The sequence below is a fragment of the Collinsella sp. i06-0019-1H4 genome (genome assembly GCF_042849575.1).
In the GTDB taxonomy this organism is placed as follows: Bacteria; Actinomycetota; Coriobacteriia; order Coriobacteriales; family Coriobacteriaceae; genus Collinsella.
In genome coordinates this window covers 411,693-428,809 of sequence record NZ_BAABYB010000001.1, presented here as the reverse complement: position 1 = coordinate 428,809, position 17,117 = coordinate 411,693, and the positions used below count along the sequence as shown (strand labels likewise).

Genomic DNA, 17,117 nt, shown 5'->3' with positions numbered 1-17,117 from the left:
TCGACAGGAAATCGTCCCTTTGGACGAAAGCACTCAAGCTGACGCAAAAGAAAAGCCCCCGTTGCCGGGAGCTTTAATCTCAAATGGTGCGGCGTATAGGATTCGAACCTATGACGTTCTGATTCGTAGTCAGACCCTCTATCCAGCTGAGGTAACGCCGCGACTTGTTGATTATTATGCACATGGACTGAATAATGGTCAAGCATTTTTTCAAAAAAGTTATCGAATTTGATTTTTACTCATTTGATGCAGTCGATCGAATCGATACTTTCAAACACGGCGAAAGCAACTCCTCAAGTATGTCGACATATAAGAAAAGCCTCCGTTACCGGAGGCTTTAAAGTTCAGTTGGTGCGGCGTATAGGATTCGAACCTATGACGTTCTGATTCGTAGTCAGACCCTCTATCCAGCTGAGGTAACGCCGCAACGCACGGATTATTATGCACGCGAGCCCCCGATGGGTCAAGCGACAATTAGAAAAAATTTTACGGAGTGATAATTAAGTTGTTCGTGCCTCGACCGAGGTTCGAATCCATGCGGTGTTGCCATAAAAGAAAAGCCCCCGTTGCCGGAGGCTTTCAATTTCAATTGGTGCGGCGTATAGGATTCCGCGCATCCGCTTCGCGGATCCGCACCGGCTTCGCCCGCCTGCCGGCGGACTCGCCCGCGGGCTAAAAACGCTCCGCGTTTTCTTGACGCCCGCGCCTCGACCGAGGTTCGAATCCATGCGGCGTCCGCCTAAAAGAAAAGCCCCCGTTGCCGGAGGCTTTCAATTTCAATTGGTGCGGCGTATAGGATTCGAACCTATGACGTTCTGATTCGTAGTCAGACCCTCTATCCAGCTGAGGTAACGCCGCAGCACAAGACATATAAAACCACTTTAGCTTATTGGAGTCAAGCACAATTTCAAACTTTTTTGTGGAACGCAGTCTTGTCATGCTGCTCCGCATATACCGCCATTCCCCGTACGATCGATTGGCTTTTCGATCACGTCAAACTTAGCATCAAGTTCCCTCAGGAGCGATCTCACCCGCTGGGCACAATCATAATCGGCAAACGAGATGCTCAACATGCGAGCAACCTGATTAGATGTCTGGACCCCATAGAAATGCTCTAGGGCCACAAGCCCCTCGTGCGCCACAAACGTCTCAACCACATGAGGCGACTCCTCGTAGCACCATTGCGTCAACGGCCCCTCGCTCGTCTGTCGAACCACCAGGCCACCCATGCCAGACGGCTCACACGTCACAAGCAGGTACTCCCCGCCCTCGTCGCTCTCAAACAAAACCACCCGATCATCAAACAGCTCCATCGCGTCCCCTTTCTCTTGCTCTTAGCCAACAAAAGCATAGCAGGTAGATGGCTGCATACAGAACAGTTGTTCGTGTGTTTTCTATTGAGCTGTCCGCACAGCATGGTATGGACCTGCGCACGAAATAGGGCGCCCCCGAAGGAGCGCCCTTGCATATCGCCTATGCAGCCAAGTTACGCGACCGGCTCGATCTTCTCGAGGCCGCCCATGTAGGGACGCAGGACCTCGGGGATCGTGATGGTGCCGTCGGCGTTCTGGTAGTTCTCCAGAATGGCAGCCATGGTACGGCCAGCCGGCAGGCCGGAACCGTTGAGGGTGTGCAGGTAGCGCGAACCCTTGAAGTTCTCGGGGTCGCGATACTTGATGTTGGCGCGGCGAGCCTGGAAGTCACCGCAGTTGGAGCAGGAGCTGATCTCCTTGTAGGCGTTGTAGCTCGGCAGCCAGACCTCGATGTCGTAGGTCTGACGGGCAGAGAAGCCCAAGTCGCCGGTGCACAGGCTAATCACGCGATACGGAAGGCCCAGCTGCTGCAGCAGGTACTCGGCCTCGGCGGTCATGCTCTCGAGCTCCTCGTCGGACTCCTCCGGCTTAGCGAACTTGACCATCTCGACCTTGTCGAACTCGTGCTGACGGATGATGCCACGGGTATCGCGACCGGCGGAACCGGCCTCCTCGCGGAAGCAGGGGGTGAAGGCGGTGTAGCGGCGCGGCAGGGTGTCGGCGTCGAGGACCTCACCGGCGTGCAGGTTGGTGAGCACGACCTCGGCGGTGGGGATCAGGAAGTTGTCGCCCGAGACGTGATAGGCGTCGTCCTCGAACTTGGGCAGCTGGCCCGTGCCGAACATGGTCTGACGCTTGACGACGATGGGCGGCCACCACTCCTTAAAACCACGGCTGGTGTGCGTATCGAGGAAGAAGTTGATGAGGGCGCGCTCAAGACGGGCGCCGGCGCCACCGAGAACGGTGAAGCGGCTGCCGGAGAGCTTGTTGCCGCGCTCGAAGTCAAGGATGTCGAGGTCGGTGCCCAGATCCCAGTGCGGCTTAAAGTCGAAGTCGAACTCGCGCGGGGTGCCCCAACGACGGCGCTCGATGTTCTCGTCCTCGTCCTTGCCGTACGGCGTGGCCTCGCAAGGAATGTTGGGCAGGTGAGCCATGAAGTCGTACTGCTCCTGCTCGAGGGCGGTGCGCCGCTCGGCCAGACCGTCAATCTTCTCGTTGACGGCGCGCACGGCCTCCTTGGCGGCCTCGGCCTCGTCCTTCTTGCCCTCCTTCATCAGGGCGCCGATCTTCTTGGACTCGGCATTGCGCGTGGCTTGAAGTTCCTCAACCTCGGTGATGACGGCACGACGCTCGTCGTCGAGCTCAAAGAACTTCTCGCGATCCCAAGACGTCTGGCGGTTAGCCATGGCGACATCGATGGCATCGGGGTTCTCGCGAACAAACTTGATATCAAGCATTAGATCCTCCGGCGATATACATTCCATTTAGGTTGCAACCTTGTACATGTATGGGCAAGTATATACTTATGAGCGTTTACGACCCAACTCAACTACGCAAGAAGGCACCCAATGGACGCAGTTTTTTCCTTTTTGTTTGGCACCCGCACCGGTTTTGCCATCCTTTTCGCCGGCGGCATCCTGCTGTTTGCGATTATTGCCTTTGTAATGGAGAAGCGCACCCATAAGATGTATGTCGACCGCGGCCCCAAGTCCGAGGACGAAGAAGACAGCTTCTGGGACTAACCTGCCAAAAAGGGACAGGTTTATTTTGGTCGGTTTTATCTGGGCAAACGCAAGTGCCCCGCAACTGGAATTGAGCCAGTTGCGGGGCACTTTTCGCTAAAAGGACAAAACCGCAGGAAAAACCTGCCAAAATAAACTGTCCCTTTTTTGGTCGGTTTTACTGGAGGGTTGCGTCGATTGCCTTGACCAGGGCGCTGCGCATGCCGGCGTCCTCGAGCGCAACGACGCCCTTGATGGTGGCACCACCGGGCGAGCATACGGCATCCTTCATCGCCGCAGGATGCTGGCCAGTTGCAAGCTGCAGCTTTGCCGTACCCAGCACCATCTGGCTCACAATGCGATAAGCATCCGCACGCGGGATACCGTGCTTGACCGCCGCATCGCCCAGGGCCTCGATTGCCATGGCGACAAACGCCGGAGCGCAACCACCCACCGTGCCGCCCACAAACAGCAGGCTTGTGTCGAGCTCGACGACAGCGCCAAGCTTACCGAGCAGGTCGAGCACCACAGCACGCTGCTCGTCGTTAAGCGTCGAAGCCTTCTCGCAGGCGATGACGCCCTCGCCCACCGAAACCGGCGTGTTGGGCACCGTCGAGATATGCGCGACGCCCGGCAGGACCTGCTCCCACTTGGCACTGTCCCAGGTCCAGGCAACCGACAGAACGACCTTTTTGGCAAGAGCATCCTTGAGCGGGGCGAATACCTTCTCGATCACGTACGGTTTGACCGCAGCGACCACGATATCGGATGCGGCGACAACCTCGGCGGCATCGTGGCAGGCGACCATGCCGCGCGCCTCGCAGCGCTCAACCAGTGCGTCGTAGCGACCCGCGCAGGCGCACATGTCGCTCGCAGCTACACCGGCAGCGATCCAGCCATCGGCCATAGCGCTCGCCATATTGCCAAAACCGACAAATCCAATCTTCATATCGCATAGTCCTTTCAGACACATTCCTCAAAACGAAAGGTATTGTCCCACGCCATTGTTTCGTATTGCCGACCTATTTGTGATACGGCTCGCCACGGCTGATCTTGCAGGCACGGTAAATCTGCTCCAGCAGCACCACACGCGCCAGGTTATGCGGCAAGGTAATGCGTCCAAAGCTGAGCATCTCGTCGGCTCGTGCGCGCACGTCATCACTCACGCCGTCCGAACCGCCGATTACAAAGGCAATGTCGCTGCTGCCTCGCAGCATAAGATCGTCGAGCCTCGCCGAAAACTCCTCGCTCGAGCGCTCCTTGCCCTCGATAGCCAGCAGGATCACATGCGCTCGAGATGGCAAGGCGGCAAGAATCGCCGCCCCCTCCTTGTCGCGCGCGGCATCCACACCGCCCGCCTTGGCCGGGTCGATATCGGCCACCTCGCGCATATCCACCTTGGCATAGGCACCTAGGCGCTTGGTGTACTCAGCGCACGCGTCCTTCCAAAAGCGCTCCTTGAGCTTACCGACGCAAACGACGGTGTATTTCACGCGCGTCTACTCCTTCGAATCGTTCTGAACTTTGCCGGCGGCCAGCATCTGCTCGAACATCGAGGCCGACTGCGAAAAGTCGCTCGGCAGCACGACCGTCGAGGTTTTACCCGTGCGAGCGAACTCCGTCATCATCTCGGACCACTGCGTAAACATGAACAGCTGGTTGGCCTCGTCATTGCCGACACCCGTCTCCTGGATGATCTCGAGCGAATCTTTGATACCCAGCGCGATGGCCTTGCGCTGGTTGGCGATGCCCTCGCCCGCCTTTTCCATAGCCTCGGCCTCGGCGGTCGCCTCGGTGACGCGCTTGATGCGGTCGGCCTCGGCGAGCTCCTGCGCGGCAGCGCGCTTGCGCTGGGCAGCGTTGATGTCGTTCATGGAGTTCTCAACCTCGGTCGGCAGTGCGATTTTGGTGATGAGCGTCGACACGAGGGTGAAGCCGTAGGCGGCCATCTGCTCGGAAACGGTAGCGTTGACATCCTTGGCGATGTCATCCTTCTTGGCAAAGACCTCATCGAGTGTGTAGACAGGAATCGAAGAGCGCAGGGCGTCGGTGATGAAGTCACGCATCTGGTCGACGGGCTCCTGCAGCATGTAGTAGCTCTTGTAGATGCCCGAATCTGCCGGGCCGGCGCCCATGTCGTAGCTCACGTGGTACTGAGCGGAGACCTCAAGGCCGATGGTCACGTTGTCCTGGGTCTTAACGTCGATGCCAAAACCGTTTTTCATGGTGCGCAGGCTCACCGTGGCGGCCTTGCGGTCGATCACGGGCACCTTCACGTGGAAGCCCGCGTTGACGATACGATTGAACTTACCCAAGCGCTCGATGATTACGGCGTGCTGCTGTTCAACGACATAACAGGCGTTGGGGAGCAGCAGCAACAGGATGATGATGGGAATCAAAAGGCTGGTAAGGGCGGCGATGATACCGGAAAACAGCATGGTCTCTCCTCTGATAGGCACACGTTGCCATTAGGATACCCGTCCAAGGAGATCGTGCATAACAAAAAAGCCCCCATTGCTGGGAGCTCTTTCATTTAATGGTGCGGGCGAAAGGACGTCCGCGTATCCGCTTCGCGGATCCGCACCGGCATCGGCCGCCTGCCGGCGTCCTTGCCAGCTCGCTAAAAACGCTCCGCGTTTTCTTGACGCTCGCTCCTTCGCAGGTTCAAGTCCCCGCGATGGGCACATAACAAAAAAGCTCCCATTGCTGGGAGCTCTTTCATTTAATGGTGCGGGCGAAAGGACTTGAACCTTCATGGGGTTGCCCCCATACGGACCTGAACCGTACGCGTCTGCCAATTCCGCCACGCCCGCGTGCAGGAATTAGAATAACGGAGCGCCACCGCGAACGCAAGAACTATTTTTGAAAAAGTTTGCAGGCATTTTCCCAAGCGGCATGCGCGATTGTTTCGGCGTCCTCACCAGTGCGATCGACACGGTCGTTAACCAGCGCGTTTGCCGTAATGGAGATCATTGCGGGCTCGCATTCAAGACCGCGGATGGGCTCCGGAGCCATATACGGGCAATCCGTCTCGAACAAAATTCGATCGAGTGGGGTTGCCGCAAATGCCTCGCGCACGTCGTCGTTGCGCTTAAAGGTGGCCGCACCACCATAGGCGATATAGCAGCCCAGCTCCACAAAGCGCTCCATCGTGGCGCGGTCCTCGCCAAAACAGTGCAGCACACAACCGGCCTGGGGCACGCCCACCTCACGAAGCACGTTGTGCGCATCCATATGCGAGGTGCGCTCCCCATCCGAGTCCTCGTGCCGCAGGTGCAACTCCACCGGCACATTGCAGCGCACGGCGACTTCGAGCTGGCGCGCCATGCAATCAATCTGCACGCTGTAGGGCGCCGGCGTGATGTCGTCGTCGTAATCCATGTGGTAGTCCAGACCGATTTCGCCAATACCGGCGCATAAGGGATCATCAAGCGCGGCAACGACCTGTGCGTGAACGTCGTCGGTATAGTCCGGCGCGCCATACGGATGCACGCCGGCAAGATACTTGATCTGCGGGATATCCCGTATCGGCAGAATCTCGCGCGTCAGCCAGTCGCTATAGTCCGTCACGCTGCGCTTGTCGGCAATGGGATCGAAGACCGTCACCAACAGGTCGATGCCTGCCGCCTTGGCACGCACGAGTGTCTCGGGCACATCCTTGCCCCAGAACGAAAGCAGATGCGCATGTGTGTCGGCAAGCGGTGCCAAGGGCACGGGACAAGCAACCGTCTTCTTTTTCTTGGTAAACGTCACGCGTTCGGCATTAAGCGTCATGGGAAAGCTCCCGAGCCAGGCACACAAAGTCGGCGACGCCGAGCGTCTCGGCGCGCGTGGTGGGTGCGATACCGCAAGCCTCAAAGGCGGCATCGAGCACGTCCTTGGCAAAGCCGTTGGCGCTCATGGAATTGCGGATGGTCTTGCGACGCTGAGCAAATGCAGCGTCAATCACGCGGGCCACAAATTCGCGATCGAGTCCTTCGGGCACCACACCGTCAACACGGTCGATACGCACGACGGCCGAGTCCACGTGTGGCGCCGGCATAAAGCAACGCGGCGGCACCTCAAAGCGACCCGTCACCTGCGCATACAGGCCAAGCTTTGCCGTATAGCCGCCATAGGTCTTGTTGCCCGGCACTGCGGCAATGCGATCGGCAACCTCCTTTTGCACCATGACGACGGCGCGCTTGAGCGCCGGCATTGTCTGGAAAAATTGCAAAATGATCGTCGCCGCCACGTTATAGGGCAAGTTCGCGACAAATACCGTCGGCTCACCGCCCGCAGCCTGCTCAATCTGCTCCGGCGTCACCTTGAGCGCATCGCCCATGATAAAGCGGAAGTTGGCATAGTCGGCGGCGTGGGCATCGAGCACCGGCTCAAGCTCGGGATCGGCCTCAATGGACGTAACGCACGCCGCTTCCTGCAGCAACGCAAGTGTCAAAGTACCGCAACCCGGACCCACCTCGAGTACGCGCTCGTCACCTGCAAGCTCGGCAAGCTCGCAGATACGCTCGATCACATGATTGTCGATTAGAAAGTTCTGGCCCAGGCGATGCTTGGTCGCAAGGCCAAACTCCTCCAGCAGCTCCCTGGTGGCCGTGGGGTTTGCCAAAGGCGAAGTTGTCATGGTTGCCTCCTTAGCATGATGGCGGCGTCTTGAAACGAAAGGGCATGGACCGTTGCGGCCATGCCCTTACATCTAAACAGCAAATTGCCGATATGGCGCTCGCGCGGTCTCTACGCCAGACGCGGGAACAGCGGATCGCCCTTCTCGACGGGCTGACCACCAGCAAGCAGGCCCCAAGCGCAAATGCCCTTGAGGTCGTCGGTCGCGGCCTCGTTCTCGCAGGACAGGCGGCGCAGGGCCTCGGCAGAGGTCTGAGGCATGAGCGGCATCAGCAGGTGAGCGGAAATGCGGATGGCCTCGAGCAGGTTGTAGATCACAAACGCCAGCTCGTCAGCCTTAGCCTCGTCCTTGGCAAGTGCCCAGGGCTCGGAGTCCTCGATGTAGTGGTTGGCGGCGTGGATGAGCTCCATGACCTCATCCTTGGCTCCACCGTAATCGAGCACGTCCATCTTGGCCATGTAGCGCTCGACCAAACCGTCGGCAATCTTTGCCAGCGGGTTATCGAACGCGTCGGCAGACGCCGGTTTAGCCGGGGCGCAGCCGTCAAAGTACTTTGCGCTCATGTTGAGCGAGCGCGAAATGAGGTTGCCCCAGCTGTTGGCCAGATCGGCGTTGTAGACCTGCTCCATACGATCGAAGCTGATGGCGCCGTCGGTGCCGGGGACCACGTCGGTCATAAAGTAATAGCGGTAGCCCTCGACGCCCAGCATGTCGATAACGTCCTGCGGAGCGATGGCGTTACCGCGGCTCTTGGACATCTTCTCGGCCTTGCCGGTCTCGGCATTGCGCACGGTCAGGAAGCCGTGGGCAAAGACGTGCTCGGGCAGGGCCTCGCCGATGGCCATGAGCATGGCGGGCCAAATGACGCAGTGGAAGCGGATGATGTCCTTACCCACGATGTGGAACTGCGCGGGCCAGCGATAGGCCAGCTCGGCACGCGCCTCGTCGGTGTCGACACCGTAGCCGACGGCCGTCATATAGTTGAGCAGCGCATCGAACCACACGTAGGTCACGTGACCCTCGTCAAACGGGACCTGAATGCCCCAGTCAAAGCTCGTGCGGCTCACGGAAAGGTCGTTAAGGCCGCCCTCGACAAAGCTACGTACCTCGTTCATGCGGAACGCAGGCTCGACAAAGTCGGGGTGCTCGTCATAGAGCTTGAGAAGCTTGTCCTGGAAGGCGGAAAGCTTAAAGAAGTAGGACTCCTCCTGCACGCGCTCAAGCGGACGGTGGCAGTCGGGGCATAGATGCTGGCCGACGCTGCCGTACTCCTCGTCGCCCTTCTGGACCTGCGTATCAGTGAAGTAGGTCTCGTCAGGCACGCAATACCAACCGTCGTAGCTGCCCTTATACAGGTAACCGGACTCCTTCATGCGCTCCCACAGATACTGCACGGCATGATGCTGGCGCGGCTCGGTGGTGCGGATGAAGTCGTCGTTGGAAATCTCGAGCTTGCTCCAAAGCTCCTTGAAGTGCGGGGCCTGGCTATCGGTCCACTCCTGCGGCGTCATGCCATGCTTGGCTGCGGCCTCGGCGACCTTCTCGCCGTGCTCGTCCATGCCGGTCAGGAACTTGACGTTATAGCCGGCGGAACGGCGATAGCGAGCCTGAACGTCGGCGATGATGGTGGAATAAGCCGTGCCCAGGTGCGGATCGGCGTTGACGTAGTAGATGGGCGTCGTGATAAAGAACGAAGGCTTGCTTTGATCCATGGGGTTTGTCCTCCAGAAAAACGTTGCATACAGAGGATGATTCTAGCGCAAGGGCTGGATATCCTCCATCTATTGCATATCGAGCACCATGGCATAGACATCGCGCTTGCGGCGCGAATACTTCTGAGACAGGCGCTTGGCCACCGCAGACGCGGGCTCCCCCTCCTCGAGCGCGGCGCGGATATCCTCGCGCAGGGCCTCGTCGGGATCCGCTACCGCAGCGCCAACCGGCGCGATGCCGGCCTCCTCATCCTCGCTCGGCGGCGCGATGACCAGCGCAATCTCGCCCTTTACCTCGCCGCGAGCACGCAGCTCCTCGGCAAGCTGGTCAGCGGGCCCGCGCAAGACCTCCTCGTGCAGCTTGGTGAGTTCGCGGCAGACGGCAACCTCACGCTGGGGAAAGACCTCCGCCACGGCCTCGAGCGTCGCCACGATGCGATGTGGAGACTCGTAGAAGATGAGTGCGCCGGGCACCACGGCAAGGCGCTGCAAACGGCGCACACGGTCGCCGTGCTTTCGGCCCAAAAAGCCCTCGAAGAAAAAATGCTCGCAGGGAATGCCGGACGAAACGAGCGCCGTGACGCAAGCAGAGGGCCCGGGAATAACTTCTACGGGCACATCGGCCTCACGCGCCGCCTCGACCAGCGCCTGGCCGGGATCGGACACACTCGGCATGCCGGCGTCCGAGGCAAAGGCGAGGGTCTCCCCCGCCAGCAGACGGTCGACCAGACCGGCGGCGCGGCTGGCGATCACATTCTCGTCGCAACGGACAAGCGGCTTGGAAATGCCCAGGTGCATCAGCAGCTTTGACGTCACACGCGTGTCTTCGCAGCAAATGGCATCGGCGGCGGCAAAGGCCTCGCCAACGCGCGGGGACAGGTCACCCAAGTTGCCGATGGGCGTGCCGACCACATAGAGTTTGCCCGTATGGGCGCTGTTTTGCGTCATATCAACCTATTCAATCATGCCGCGCTCGAGCGTACCGAGCGCCGCGCGGGCGTCCCATGCTGCAATACGCTTCTCGGTCTTCCACGTTTGGAAGAACCAACCGGCAGCCGGCGCAAACGAAGCCAGCTGGTTGGCGATAAACACACGCTCGTAGGCATTGCGTCCCTCGGGCGTAACCGACGAGTTGGCAAAGATCGCCGCGCCCGACCATTCGCCCACCAGCACGGGGAACCCAGTCGAGATCGCTTCTTTAAGCTCGCGCTTGTTACGCGAAATCGCCGTCGTCAGCCCGCGGGGGCTCGTGATGTCGAGCGCATACTCGTCGCGGTAATGGTACAGGTGAAGGTCCATGTAGACGTTCTTATACTTGGCGCCGCGCATAAAATGTTTCCATTCGCTGGGATGCCCCGACGACGAGAAGACGACGATCTTATCCTCGGGCATATACGAACGGACGAGCTCGTAGGCATCGCGATAGAAATTGCGCAGGTAGTGGGCCGGAATGCCATCCGTCATGGTAAAGAGACTCTTGCGGACGCTCATCTGCGGCGTGTCCAGCAGCTCAATGCCCAGCAGGCTCTCGGCCTCGCCATAGCGATCGGCCAAGCGCTCGAGCACGTCGAGTGCGACATGACGGCCGTTGGTGGACGAATGCCATTCGGCAACAGCCTCCGGCGTGGTGGGCGAATCATTGGAATCGCCCTGGCCACCGGGCACAGTTGCCAAATCGAGCAGCACGCGGATGTCGTACTTGGCGGCCCACTCAATTGCACGGTCGATGTAGTCGACAACCGAGATGTAGGACGCATCGGACTCCTGCGAGCCAAAGGCATACCAGGGCACCGGCAGACGCACGGCATTGAGACCGATCTGCGCCATGCGGCAAAAATCGTCCTCACTCACAAACGTCTCGTAATGACGGCGCATGCGCTCGTTATAGGCGGCGGTGCCCATGGCCTCCTGCAGCTCGGCCGCGTTGGATGCACCGGTCGCCGCGTATAGCGACGGGGTCACCCAAGGCTCGGGAATAAACCAGCCAGAGAGATTAACGCCGAGTATCCTCTCCATCACTGCCCCCTTCGGATCGTGCAGGCTGAGCCTGCATCGTATTGCATAGGAAAAGTATCGTTTTGAGTATACCCGCGCGTGCGGACAGACGACCGAACGGTCTGCAAAGTGGCGCAAAAGCGGGAGAAATGTCTGGGGCGGGCACGCTGAGATGCGCACGCACGTCGGAAGTAAGCGCCGGAAAGCGCATCCCATTCTTTCGTTCAATAATGGGATGCATTTTCCGCGGGTCCACATAACCCGCGGGCGCCACATAAAAGAAAAGGACCCCTTTGCAGAGGTCCTAGTCAATTCAAGGTGGCGGGGAAGGGAATCGCGTCCGCGCGCTGCGCGGACGGACCGCTGCGGCGCTTGCGCGCCTTGCGAGCTACGCTGGAAAACGCTTGCGCGTTTCCTCAGCTCCGCGCCCTCACGGGGTTCGATTCCGCGCATGGTCCACATAAAAGAAAAGGACCCCTTTGCAGAGGTCCTAGTCAATTCAAGGTGGCGGGGAAGGGAATCGAACCCCTGACACGAGGATTTTCAGTCCTCTGCTCTACCAACTGAGCTACCCAGCCATTTGAGGTGTGCCTTGTTTCAAGGCTTGATTAGTATAACCAAGGACGCGCTCCGGTCAACCGAGAATTTGAAAAAAGTTTTTGAGCACGGCGTCAGCCACAAGTCCGACCCTATAGAACAGCACGTTAGAGACATCAACCGGCCGCAAGAAGTTTTTCGCTCAGGGCTGCACGGGCAAACTCACTTGGCGTCATTCCTTCAGCCGCCGCCCGACGACGAATCGCCTCCTTCATCCCTAGGGGAATCTTGACCGATAGCGTTGCCGTCCCTTCGCTTGAGAGCGGAGGCCGCCCGTGCACGATCCCCCCAACGGTATGCTCGCCGTCCGGAAACCCGCCATGCTCGTACGACTCGCACCACGCGTCAATCATTTCATCCGTTACAACCTGACCATTGGCAGCCGTATACGCCTTGTTCATCATCGACCCCTCTGCCGAGCTCGCTCGATCTCTTGCCAGAATTTCTTCTGAACCGGAGACAGGGCATGAACAATGAGCCATCCACGAATTAGTTCGACCGCAACAAGTTCCACACTTCGACCATCTGGAAGCCATCCAATGGCAAGCCATCTCGGCGGCTCATCCTCCGACTCGCGGCGAATGCACTCAGTAACCGCGAACCAGGCACCAAGCACCTGCTTTTCCGTCAAGTGTTTTTTGGCGTTGGGATGGATCTCAACATCCATGCATCTTCTCCTCCATCTTACCCAATTTCGTATGACGAAAGTCAGCTGTCGCCAATTCCTACGCCGGCACTTGTTGAAGGGCGGGAGGTGTAGCGAGGATTGAAGGGCGTTCCAGTACTGCCCAGGCACCGGGACAGGAACACATACGCCAAGGACGGACGTTTTCGTAGCGCGCGAGGACGTTGCCGTTACGGTCAATAAAGGCAACGTCGATGGGATAGACCATAAAGCAGGTGTGGACCGAAGAGCAGCGTGTAAACGCCATGACGAGCGGCAACCCGTTTGCAGCAATCGGAGACCGTCCCAGCATGCCGCGTAGACGCACGGCAAACGACTCCGCCACCACAAACTCGGCAGGCGTCCAACCCAGCCTGTTGAGCGCCCGCGCGTAGGCAATATAGGATGAGACCGCGTTCACGTGACCACCCCCGGACGCCACGGGTCGACTGTCACTGCGCGCTCGTGCGACAACTTTGCCGGTGCCCCCAGCGAAACGCCGGCGATGCTGAGCGAGCTCGGCCACGGCTCATAGCGCATGGTACAGGTATAGGTCCTAAACGTGCCGGAAAGCGAAAGCAGACCGCCATCCGATGTCGTCGCACCCTGCTCGCTCGAGACCTCAATCTGCAAGTCATAGCCTTCCATGGCATGTTGGATCTGAGCCTGAACGGTCGCGGAGGCATCGATGGAGCTGTCATCGCCCTCCCCGCTCGGCGCCACGGCATGCGCTAGCACGATATCGGGCACCACGCGATCGAAGCGCGCGACCACGCCGGCAAAGACCATGACGTTGTACACGATAAGCGCCAGAACCAGCAGGACGGGCGTGACCACGGCCATCTCGACCGTCGCCTGGGCGCGCTCCTCGCACAGGCGCGTGCGGATGCCCATTACGACCCACCGCCCAAGGCACCCGCCAGCGTGGCGACATCGACGGTAAGTGGGATGGAACCGCCGCCGGGCAGCGGAATCTCTGCAAGCGTAAACACCGTGCCGCTGATGGTGCGCTCGACTTGATATTCCAGCGCCTCGCAAAGCGCCTTGGGGTCGGTTACGCCCAGCGGAATACTTCGTAGCTTGTCCTGCACATTAGAAAGACCTGTGATGTCAGACCCCGGGCTCTTGATGACGTTGGCGGTGTCGGTCAGCACCGGCTTTCGTAGGCGCAAGTCGCACGGCTCCAAGCCTAGCGCCGCCACGGACGCCGAAACGGTATCGCCAAGCCACGACGCAATGGAGCCCAACGCGCCACTGCCCCCTCCCAGGTCATCGATCATCTCGTCCATGAGCTCGTCGGCCGAGCCTTGGATGTCTCCGTATCCCACAAGCAGCCGTCCCCAAACATCCATGACGCCATCGAGTACGCCGACAACGCCACCCGAACGCTCCTCCAGCGTCGAGAAAAACCGCGAGAGAACGTTGTTCTGCGCCGTCGCGTCATCGGGCGCCAGCACCGCAGCAGAGATCGCGCCGCGATCGCCAAGCCTGACTGTCGTGTTAAACGAAGAGTTGAGCTCATCGGGGCTCGAGATGGCACCCGAAACCGCAAGGGCAACCACGCCGTTGCGACCGGGCGGAGCGATACGCGGACGCTCGCCCGAAAGCGCTTTAATGGCCTGGTCAAACGCATTACCCGCACGGTCAGCCTCGTCCTCGGTCTGGCGCATGAGCTCGAGCTCTTTGTTGCGGCATTCGACATAGTCTTCCAGAGCGTCTTTGAATCGATCAAAGTGGTACTCGAAGCCGTTTTCGATAGAAGTCGAAGGCGCTGCAACGGCACCGAGCGACGAAACGCCAAAATGGCATCTGTTGCATCTGTCCTGCCCGTCATAATCAGCAACCGAGGCTAGCCCGCATGGCGCCCCCTTCTTATAGTTGGGGCAACTCGTTCCGTAATGCAGATACGTCTTGCCATCGTTGGTACTGGTTGGCCACACCGCATCGGTATAGAGTTCCGTCGCTCGCACCTCGTCAGTGTTGCGCGGCAACAGCGGGATATAGGAAGCGGCCCGGTCTCCGTCTTCGGTTATATATGCGCGATTGACCTCTGCGCTCGCATAGGTGTAAAACGCCTTGCGCGCCGCCGACTCCGCCTTCGTCTCGACGCTTGAACTCTGCGGTTTTTCGTCTGCCAGACGCTGACGGTAGTAAGCTTTTGCGCGGTCGAGCGCCACCTGTGGCTCCCACGTAACGCTTGAGGCATAATGCGGGTTTTGCTCACCTGAGAGCTTTGCCAAGCTCCCCGCGCGTTCCCACATACATGAACAGCTACCGGCCGAAGCCGGAACCGACCCGCCGCAATCCGCAAGCCAGGCGCGTTCTTTTGCTTTCGCCGTCTCCTCTGAGGCTTTCTGCAGCTCATCTGCCGCGCGTTCCAGATCTTTCGATGTGTCTTTCATCGCATCGGTCGAGATCTCGGACCCCTCGAGCGCAACGAAATCCGACTCGGACGTCCTGGGCACGGCAAGCGCCGTACCGGTATAGGTCGCACCCTCGGTATCCTGCGCCGACACGGCCTGCGTAGCTCGCGCGGCAACCAGATACGGTAGAGCCGTCTCGATTTTCTGCAAGCCCTTGGAGGCGCTTTTGGCAAACTTGTTGCGCGTTTTAATGATCTCGACTCCCGTGTCGACCATATCGCCCGCGGCAAGCTCGGCACCCGGAATAAGGATGGCGACCAAGCCGGTGCCGATCGTGGCAAACCCCGCCAGGCCCAAACTCAAAATGCTCGCATCCACCACCGTCGCAGCCGTATGGTAGGACGACACCACATTGGCGCCTGCCAGCGCGCCGCTATCGGCAGCCACCTGGGTGTCCCCGGCACGCGACATGCTCCATATCGCCGCCGTCGACGAAAACAGCAACGTGAGCACCACCAAGATGACCACCGCAGAAGAGAGCGTGGTATAGGCACCGTCTTCGATAAACAGGTCGATCCCGGCTCGACCCATAAAGCCGCCTCGCTTGCAGCGAGCACGCGGTCGGCAACGGCCCGCAAGCCCCCTCGTCACCTTCAACAGGCAGCGCTTAATCCCATGCAGCAATCCATGAATCATAATCTCCCTCCAGCCACTCGGGACGCGATCGATACGAGACGTCGACCTTAAGCTCGACATAGCCGTTATGGCCTGCGCTACCCATAGCCTGCGCAAACGCACCGATCACGGGCAGCGGTTTAACCTCGCCGGTAACGGAAACGGACGAGACGCCGCCCGCATCGGCCCGACCAAGCTCGATATCCCACGACAGGGGCCCGCCGGCATGAAAAATCGAGACGTTGGGCACCGCGGCAAGACGGCGGCGGGCGAACTCCTTAATATTCTCGTCATCCCCCACCGTCGTCGTGGTCATAAGCCGCGCGGTCTCGGCGGCGGCAGACTCCATGACGGCGCGCGTGTAGAGCAGGCACACCGGCTGCAGCGCCAACAGGACGAGCGTCAGAAACGTCGGCAGCAGGAATGCCGCCTCGACCGTAGACTGCGCCCGGTCCTCGCGCGTGACATCAATAGAGCACGATGTCCTTAGCACCCGCAGCAGCGTCAACAACCGATGTCGAGGTGACGCCGTGAGACGCCGTCCGCTCGACCAGCGCCGCCAAGCGCCCATCGGCACCGGCACGCCAAAGCCCTGCGATCGCCAGCACGATGGAAAGCAGTGCCACCGTGACGATGGCGTATTCGACCGTTGCCTGGGCAGATTCCTCACGCAGGACATCATGCATTTCACGACCCCTCCTTTGAGTTCGTTGTCTGCGGGATCAGGCGGACCACGCGCAGGCGACACGAAGTATCACCAGCATCCGCGGCAACCGTCACCATATCGACCCAGCCGCGTCCGTCACGCACGATGGCGCCCCACACGTTGCCCTTGATGTCGAGATAGCCACTCAGAGCAAGTTGCGCCGTGGGCACCTCGCGATAGACACGCAGCATATCCGCCGCCGCTTCGGTCATCGGTCGGCACTCGGACCATGCGAGACGAACAGCGACGGCATTGTTTGCAGATGAACCCGTTGCAGCGTCCGCTCGCTCGTCGAGTGCTTGCAAGAACGTTTGCGCCGTGACGGCGGCATTCGCATCGTCCGCGTCTCGCGCATCGTCTATTTGAGACGCCGCAGTCGAACCCGAGCCCGCATCCGCGGCAACCCCTAAACGTTGTTGCCGTGCTGCGTTAAGCCCCCAAACCGCCACTGCCACCGCCACGACCGCACAGGCGAGCACCAACAACGCGCCGACGGGACGGGCGCCCTCTACAGGCTGTTGATGCCCTCGCTGATAGCGCTCCATAGATCTTGGACCTTGCCCTTAAATGCGACGATGGCAATGATGGCGATCACCACGAGCACACCGACCAGGATGGCGTACTCGGTGGTGCCCTGCGCGCTCTCCTCCCGCAGCAGTTCCTCGGCACGCCGGCGAGCGTGAATTGACTGGCAAAACGCCCAGCTCCAGACCTTGCCAGCAACGTCAGTCATCGTATTCATGTATT

General features: G+C 59.7%; 20 protein-coding genes and 5 tRNA genes. 1 reads left to right on the top strand and 24 read right to left on the bottom strand.

What is annotated here, in order from left to right:
* Positions 1-84 precede the first annotated feature (84 nt).
* The 5 genes from ACGHEN_RS01800 to serS all read right to left on the bottom strand — a co-directional run bounded on the left by ACGHEN_RS01800 (position 85) and on the right by serS (position 2,770).
* Positions 85-161 (bottom strand) — tRNA-Arg (locus tag ACGHEN_RS01800).
* 188 nt (positions 162-349) lie between these two features.
* Positions 350-426, bottom strand: a tRNA-Arg gene (locus ACGHEN_RS01795).
* Between the two features lie 355 nt (positions 427-781).
* A tRNA-Arg gene (locus ACGHEN_RS01790) sits at positions 782-858 on the bottom strand.
* 77 nt (positions 859-935) lie between these two features.
* Positions 936-1,313 carry a hypothetical protein gene (locus ACGHEN_RS01785; protein ID WP_117645937.1) on the bottom strand — a complete coding sequence of 126 codons (378 nt, stop codon included), beginning with the start codon at positions 1,311-1,313 and terminating at the stop codon, positions 936-938.
* 173 nt (positions 1,314-1,486) lie between these two features.
* A complete protein-coding gene (gene serS / locus ACGHEN_RS01780; RefSeq protein WP_055285929.1) occupies positions 1,487-2,770 on the bottom strand; it encodes a serine--tRNA ligase in 1,284 nt (427 codons plus the stop codon).
* 111 nt (positions 2,771-2,881) lie between these two features.
* Between serS and ACGHEN_RS01775 the strand changes: the two genes are divergently transcribed.
* On the top strand, positions 2,882-3,055 hold the full coding sequence (locus tag ACGHEN_RS01775; protein WP_168170424.1) for a DUF6724 family protein: 174 nt from the start codon (positions 2,882-2,884) through the stop codon (positions 3,053-3,055).
* Positions 3,056-3,212: 157 nt separating this feature from the next.
* On the opposite strand, the gene proC is transcribed toward ACGHEN_RS01775, so the two are convergent.
* The 19 genes from proC to ACGHEN_RS01680 all read right to left on the bottom strand — a co-directional run bounded on the left by proC (position 3,213) and on the right by ACGHEN_RS01680 (position 17,112).
* A complete protein-coding gene (gene proC / locus ACGHEN_RS01770; RefSeq protein WP_390396905.1) occupies positions 3,213-3,983 on the bottom strand; it encodes a pyrroline-5-carboxylate reductase in 771 nt (256 codons plus the stop codon).
* 73 nt (positions 3,984-4,056) lie between these two features.
* Positions 4,057-4,527, bottom strand: coding sequence for a 23S rRNA (pseudouridine(1915)-N(3))-methyltransferase RlmH (gene rlmH, locus ACGHEN_RS01765; protein ID WP_117736221.1), 471 nt, complete (start codon positions 4,525-4,527; stop codon positions 4,057-4,059).
* 6 nt (positions 4,528-4,533) lie between these two features.
* Positions 4,534-5,472 carry an SPFH domain-containing protein gene (locus ACGHEN_RS01760; protein ID WP_055250521.1) on the bottom strand — a complete coding sequence of 313 codons (939 nt, stop codon included), beginning with the start codon at positions 5,470-5,472 and terminating at the stop codon, positions 4,534-4,536.
* A 288-nt stretch (positions 5,473-5,760) separates the two neighbouring features.
* A tRNA-Leu gene (locus ACGHEN_RS01755) sits at positions 5,761-5,847 on the bottom strand.
* A gap of 43 nt (positions 5,848-5,890) precedes the next feature.
* Positions 5,891-6,808: a TatD family hydrolase gene (locus ACGHEN_RS01750; protein ID WP_390396901.1), complete on the bottom strand. Its 918-nt coding sequence runs from the start codon at positions 6,806-6,808 to the stop codon at positions 5,891-5,893.
* The gene (gene rsmA, locus ACGHEN_RS01745; RefSeq protein ID WP_117776647.1) at positions 6,798-7,658 is read right to left on the bottom strand and encodes a 16S rRNA (adenine(1518)-N(6)/adenine(1519)-N(6))-dimethyltransferase RsmA; all 861 of its coding nucleotides are present in this window, start codon (positions 7,656-7,658) and stop codon (positions 6,798-6,800) included. Before rsmA ends, ACGHEN_RS01750 begins: the two co-directional genes overlap by 11 nt.
* Before the next feature lie 110 nt (positions 7,659-7,768).
* On the bottom strand, positions 7,769-9,370 hold the full coding sequence (metG, locus tag ACGHEN_RS01740) for a methionine--tRNA ligase (RefSeq protein WP_390396897.1): 1,602 nt from the start codon (positions 9,368-9,370) through the stop codon (positions 7,769-7,771).
* A gap of 69 nt (positions 9,371-9,439) precedes the next feature.
* Complete coding sequence (rsmI, locus tag ACGHEN_RS01735) at positions 9,440-10,318, bottom strand: 16S rRNA (cytidine(1402)-2'-O)-methyltransferase (RefSeq protein ID WP_118376994.1); 879 nt, start codon at positions 10,316-10,318, stop codon at positions 9,440-9,442.
* Positions 10,319-10,324: 6 nt separating this feature from the next.
* Complete coding sequence (locus ACGHEN_RS01730) at positions 10,325-11,386, bottom strand: glycoside hydrolase family 5 protein (RefSeq protein WP_117770515.1); 1,062 nt, start codon at positions 11,384-11,386, stop codon at positions 10,325-10,327.
* Positions 11,387-11,870: 484 nt separating this feature from the next.
* Positions 11,871-11,943, bottom strand: a tRNA-Phe gene (locus ACGHEN_RS01725).
* A gap of 135 nt (positions 11,944-12,078) precedes the next feature.
* Positions 12,079-12,363, bottom strand: coding sequence for a ribbon-helix-helix domain-containing protein (locus ACGHEN_RS01720; protein WP_390396894.1), 285 nt, complete (start codon positions 12,361-12,363; stop codon positions 12,079-12,081).
* On the bottom strand, positions 12,363-12,629 hold the full coding sequence (locus ACGHEN_RS01715) for a hypothetical protein (protein ID WP_117770513.1): 267 nt from the start codon (positions 12,627-12,629) through the stop codon (positions 12,363-12,365). The genes ACGHEN_RS01720 and ACGHEN_RS01715 overlap by 1 nt, the downstream gene beginning before the upstream one ends.
* Positions 12,630-12,687: 58 nt before the next feature.
* A complete protein-coding gene (locus ACGHEN_RS01710) occupies positions 12,688-13,047 on the bottom strand; it encodes a DUF192 domain-containing protein (RefSeq protein WP_390396891.1) in 360 nt (119 codons plus the stop codon).
* Positions 13,044-13,520 carry a hypothetical protein gene (locus tag ACGHEN_RS01705; protein ID WP_390396888.1) on the bottom strand — a complete coding sequence of 159 codons (477 nt, stop codon included), beginning with the start codon at positions 13,518-13,520 and terminating at the stop codon, positions 13,044-13,046. The genes ACGHEN_RS01710 and ACGHEN_RS01705 overlap by 4 nt, the downstream gene beginning before the upstream one ends.
* Positions 13,520-15,685, bottom strand: a complete 2,166-nt coding sequence (locus ACGHEN_RS01700; protein ID WP_390396885.1) for a hypothetical protein — start codon at positions 15,683-15,685, stop codon at positions 13,520-13,522. The genes ACGHEN_RS01705 and ACGHEN_RS01700 overlap by 1 nt, the downstream gene beginning before the upstream one ends.
* Positions 15,657-16,157, bottom strand: coding sequence for a TadE/TadG family type IV pilus assembly protein (locus ACGHEN_RS01695; protein WP_390396882.1), 501 nt, complete (start codon positions 16,155-16,157; stop codon positions 15,657-15,659). The genes ACGHEN_RS01700 and ACGHEN_RS01695 overlap by 29 nt, the downstream gene beginning before the upstream one ends.
* Positions 16,132-16,350 (bottom strand): hypothetical protein, encoded by a 219-nt coding sequence (locus ACGHEN_RS01690; RefSeq protein WP_147333370.1) that lies wholly within the window; start codon positions 16,348-16,350, stop codon positions 16,132-16,134. The genes ACGHEN_RS01695 and ACGHEN_RS01690 overlap by 26 nt, the downstream gene beginning before the upstream one ends.
* A gap of 1 nt (position 16,351) precedes the next feature.
* The gene (locus ACGHEN_RS01685; RefSeq protein ID WP_390396879.1) at positions 16,352-16,915 is read right to left on the bottom strand and encodes a hypothetical protein; all 564 of its coding nucleotides are present in this window, start codon (positions 16,913-16,915) and stop codon (positions 16,352-16,354) included.
* Positions 16,879-17,112 (bottom strand): Flp family type IVb pilin, encoded by a 234-nt coding sequence (locus ACGHEN_RS01680; protein ID WP_390396876.1) that lies wholly within the window; start codon positions 17,110-17,112, stop codon positions 16,879-16,881. The genes ACGHEN_RS01685 and ACGHEN_RS01680 overlap by 37 nt, the downstream gene beginning before the upstream one ends.
* Positions 17,113-17,117: the final 5 nt, after the last annotated feature.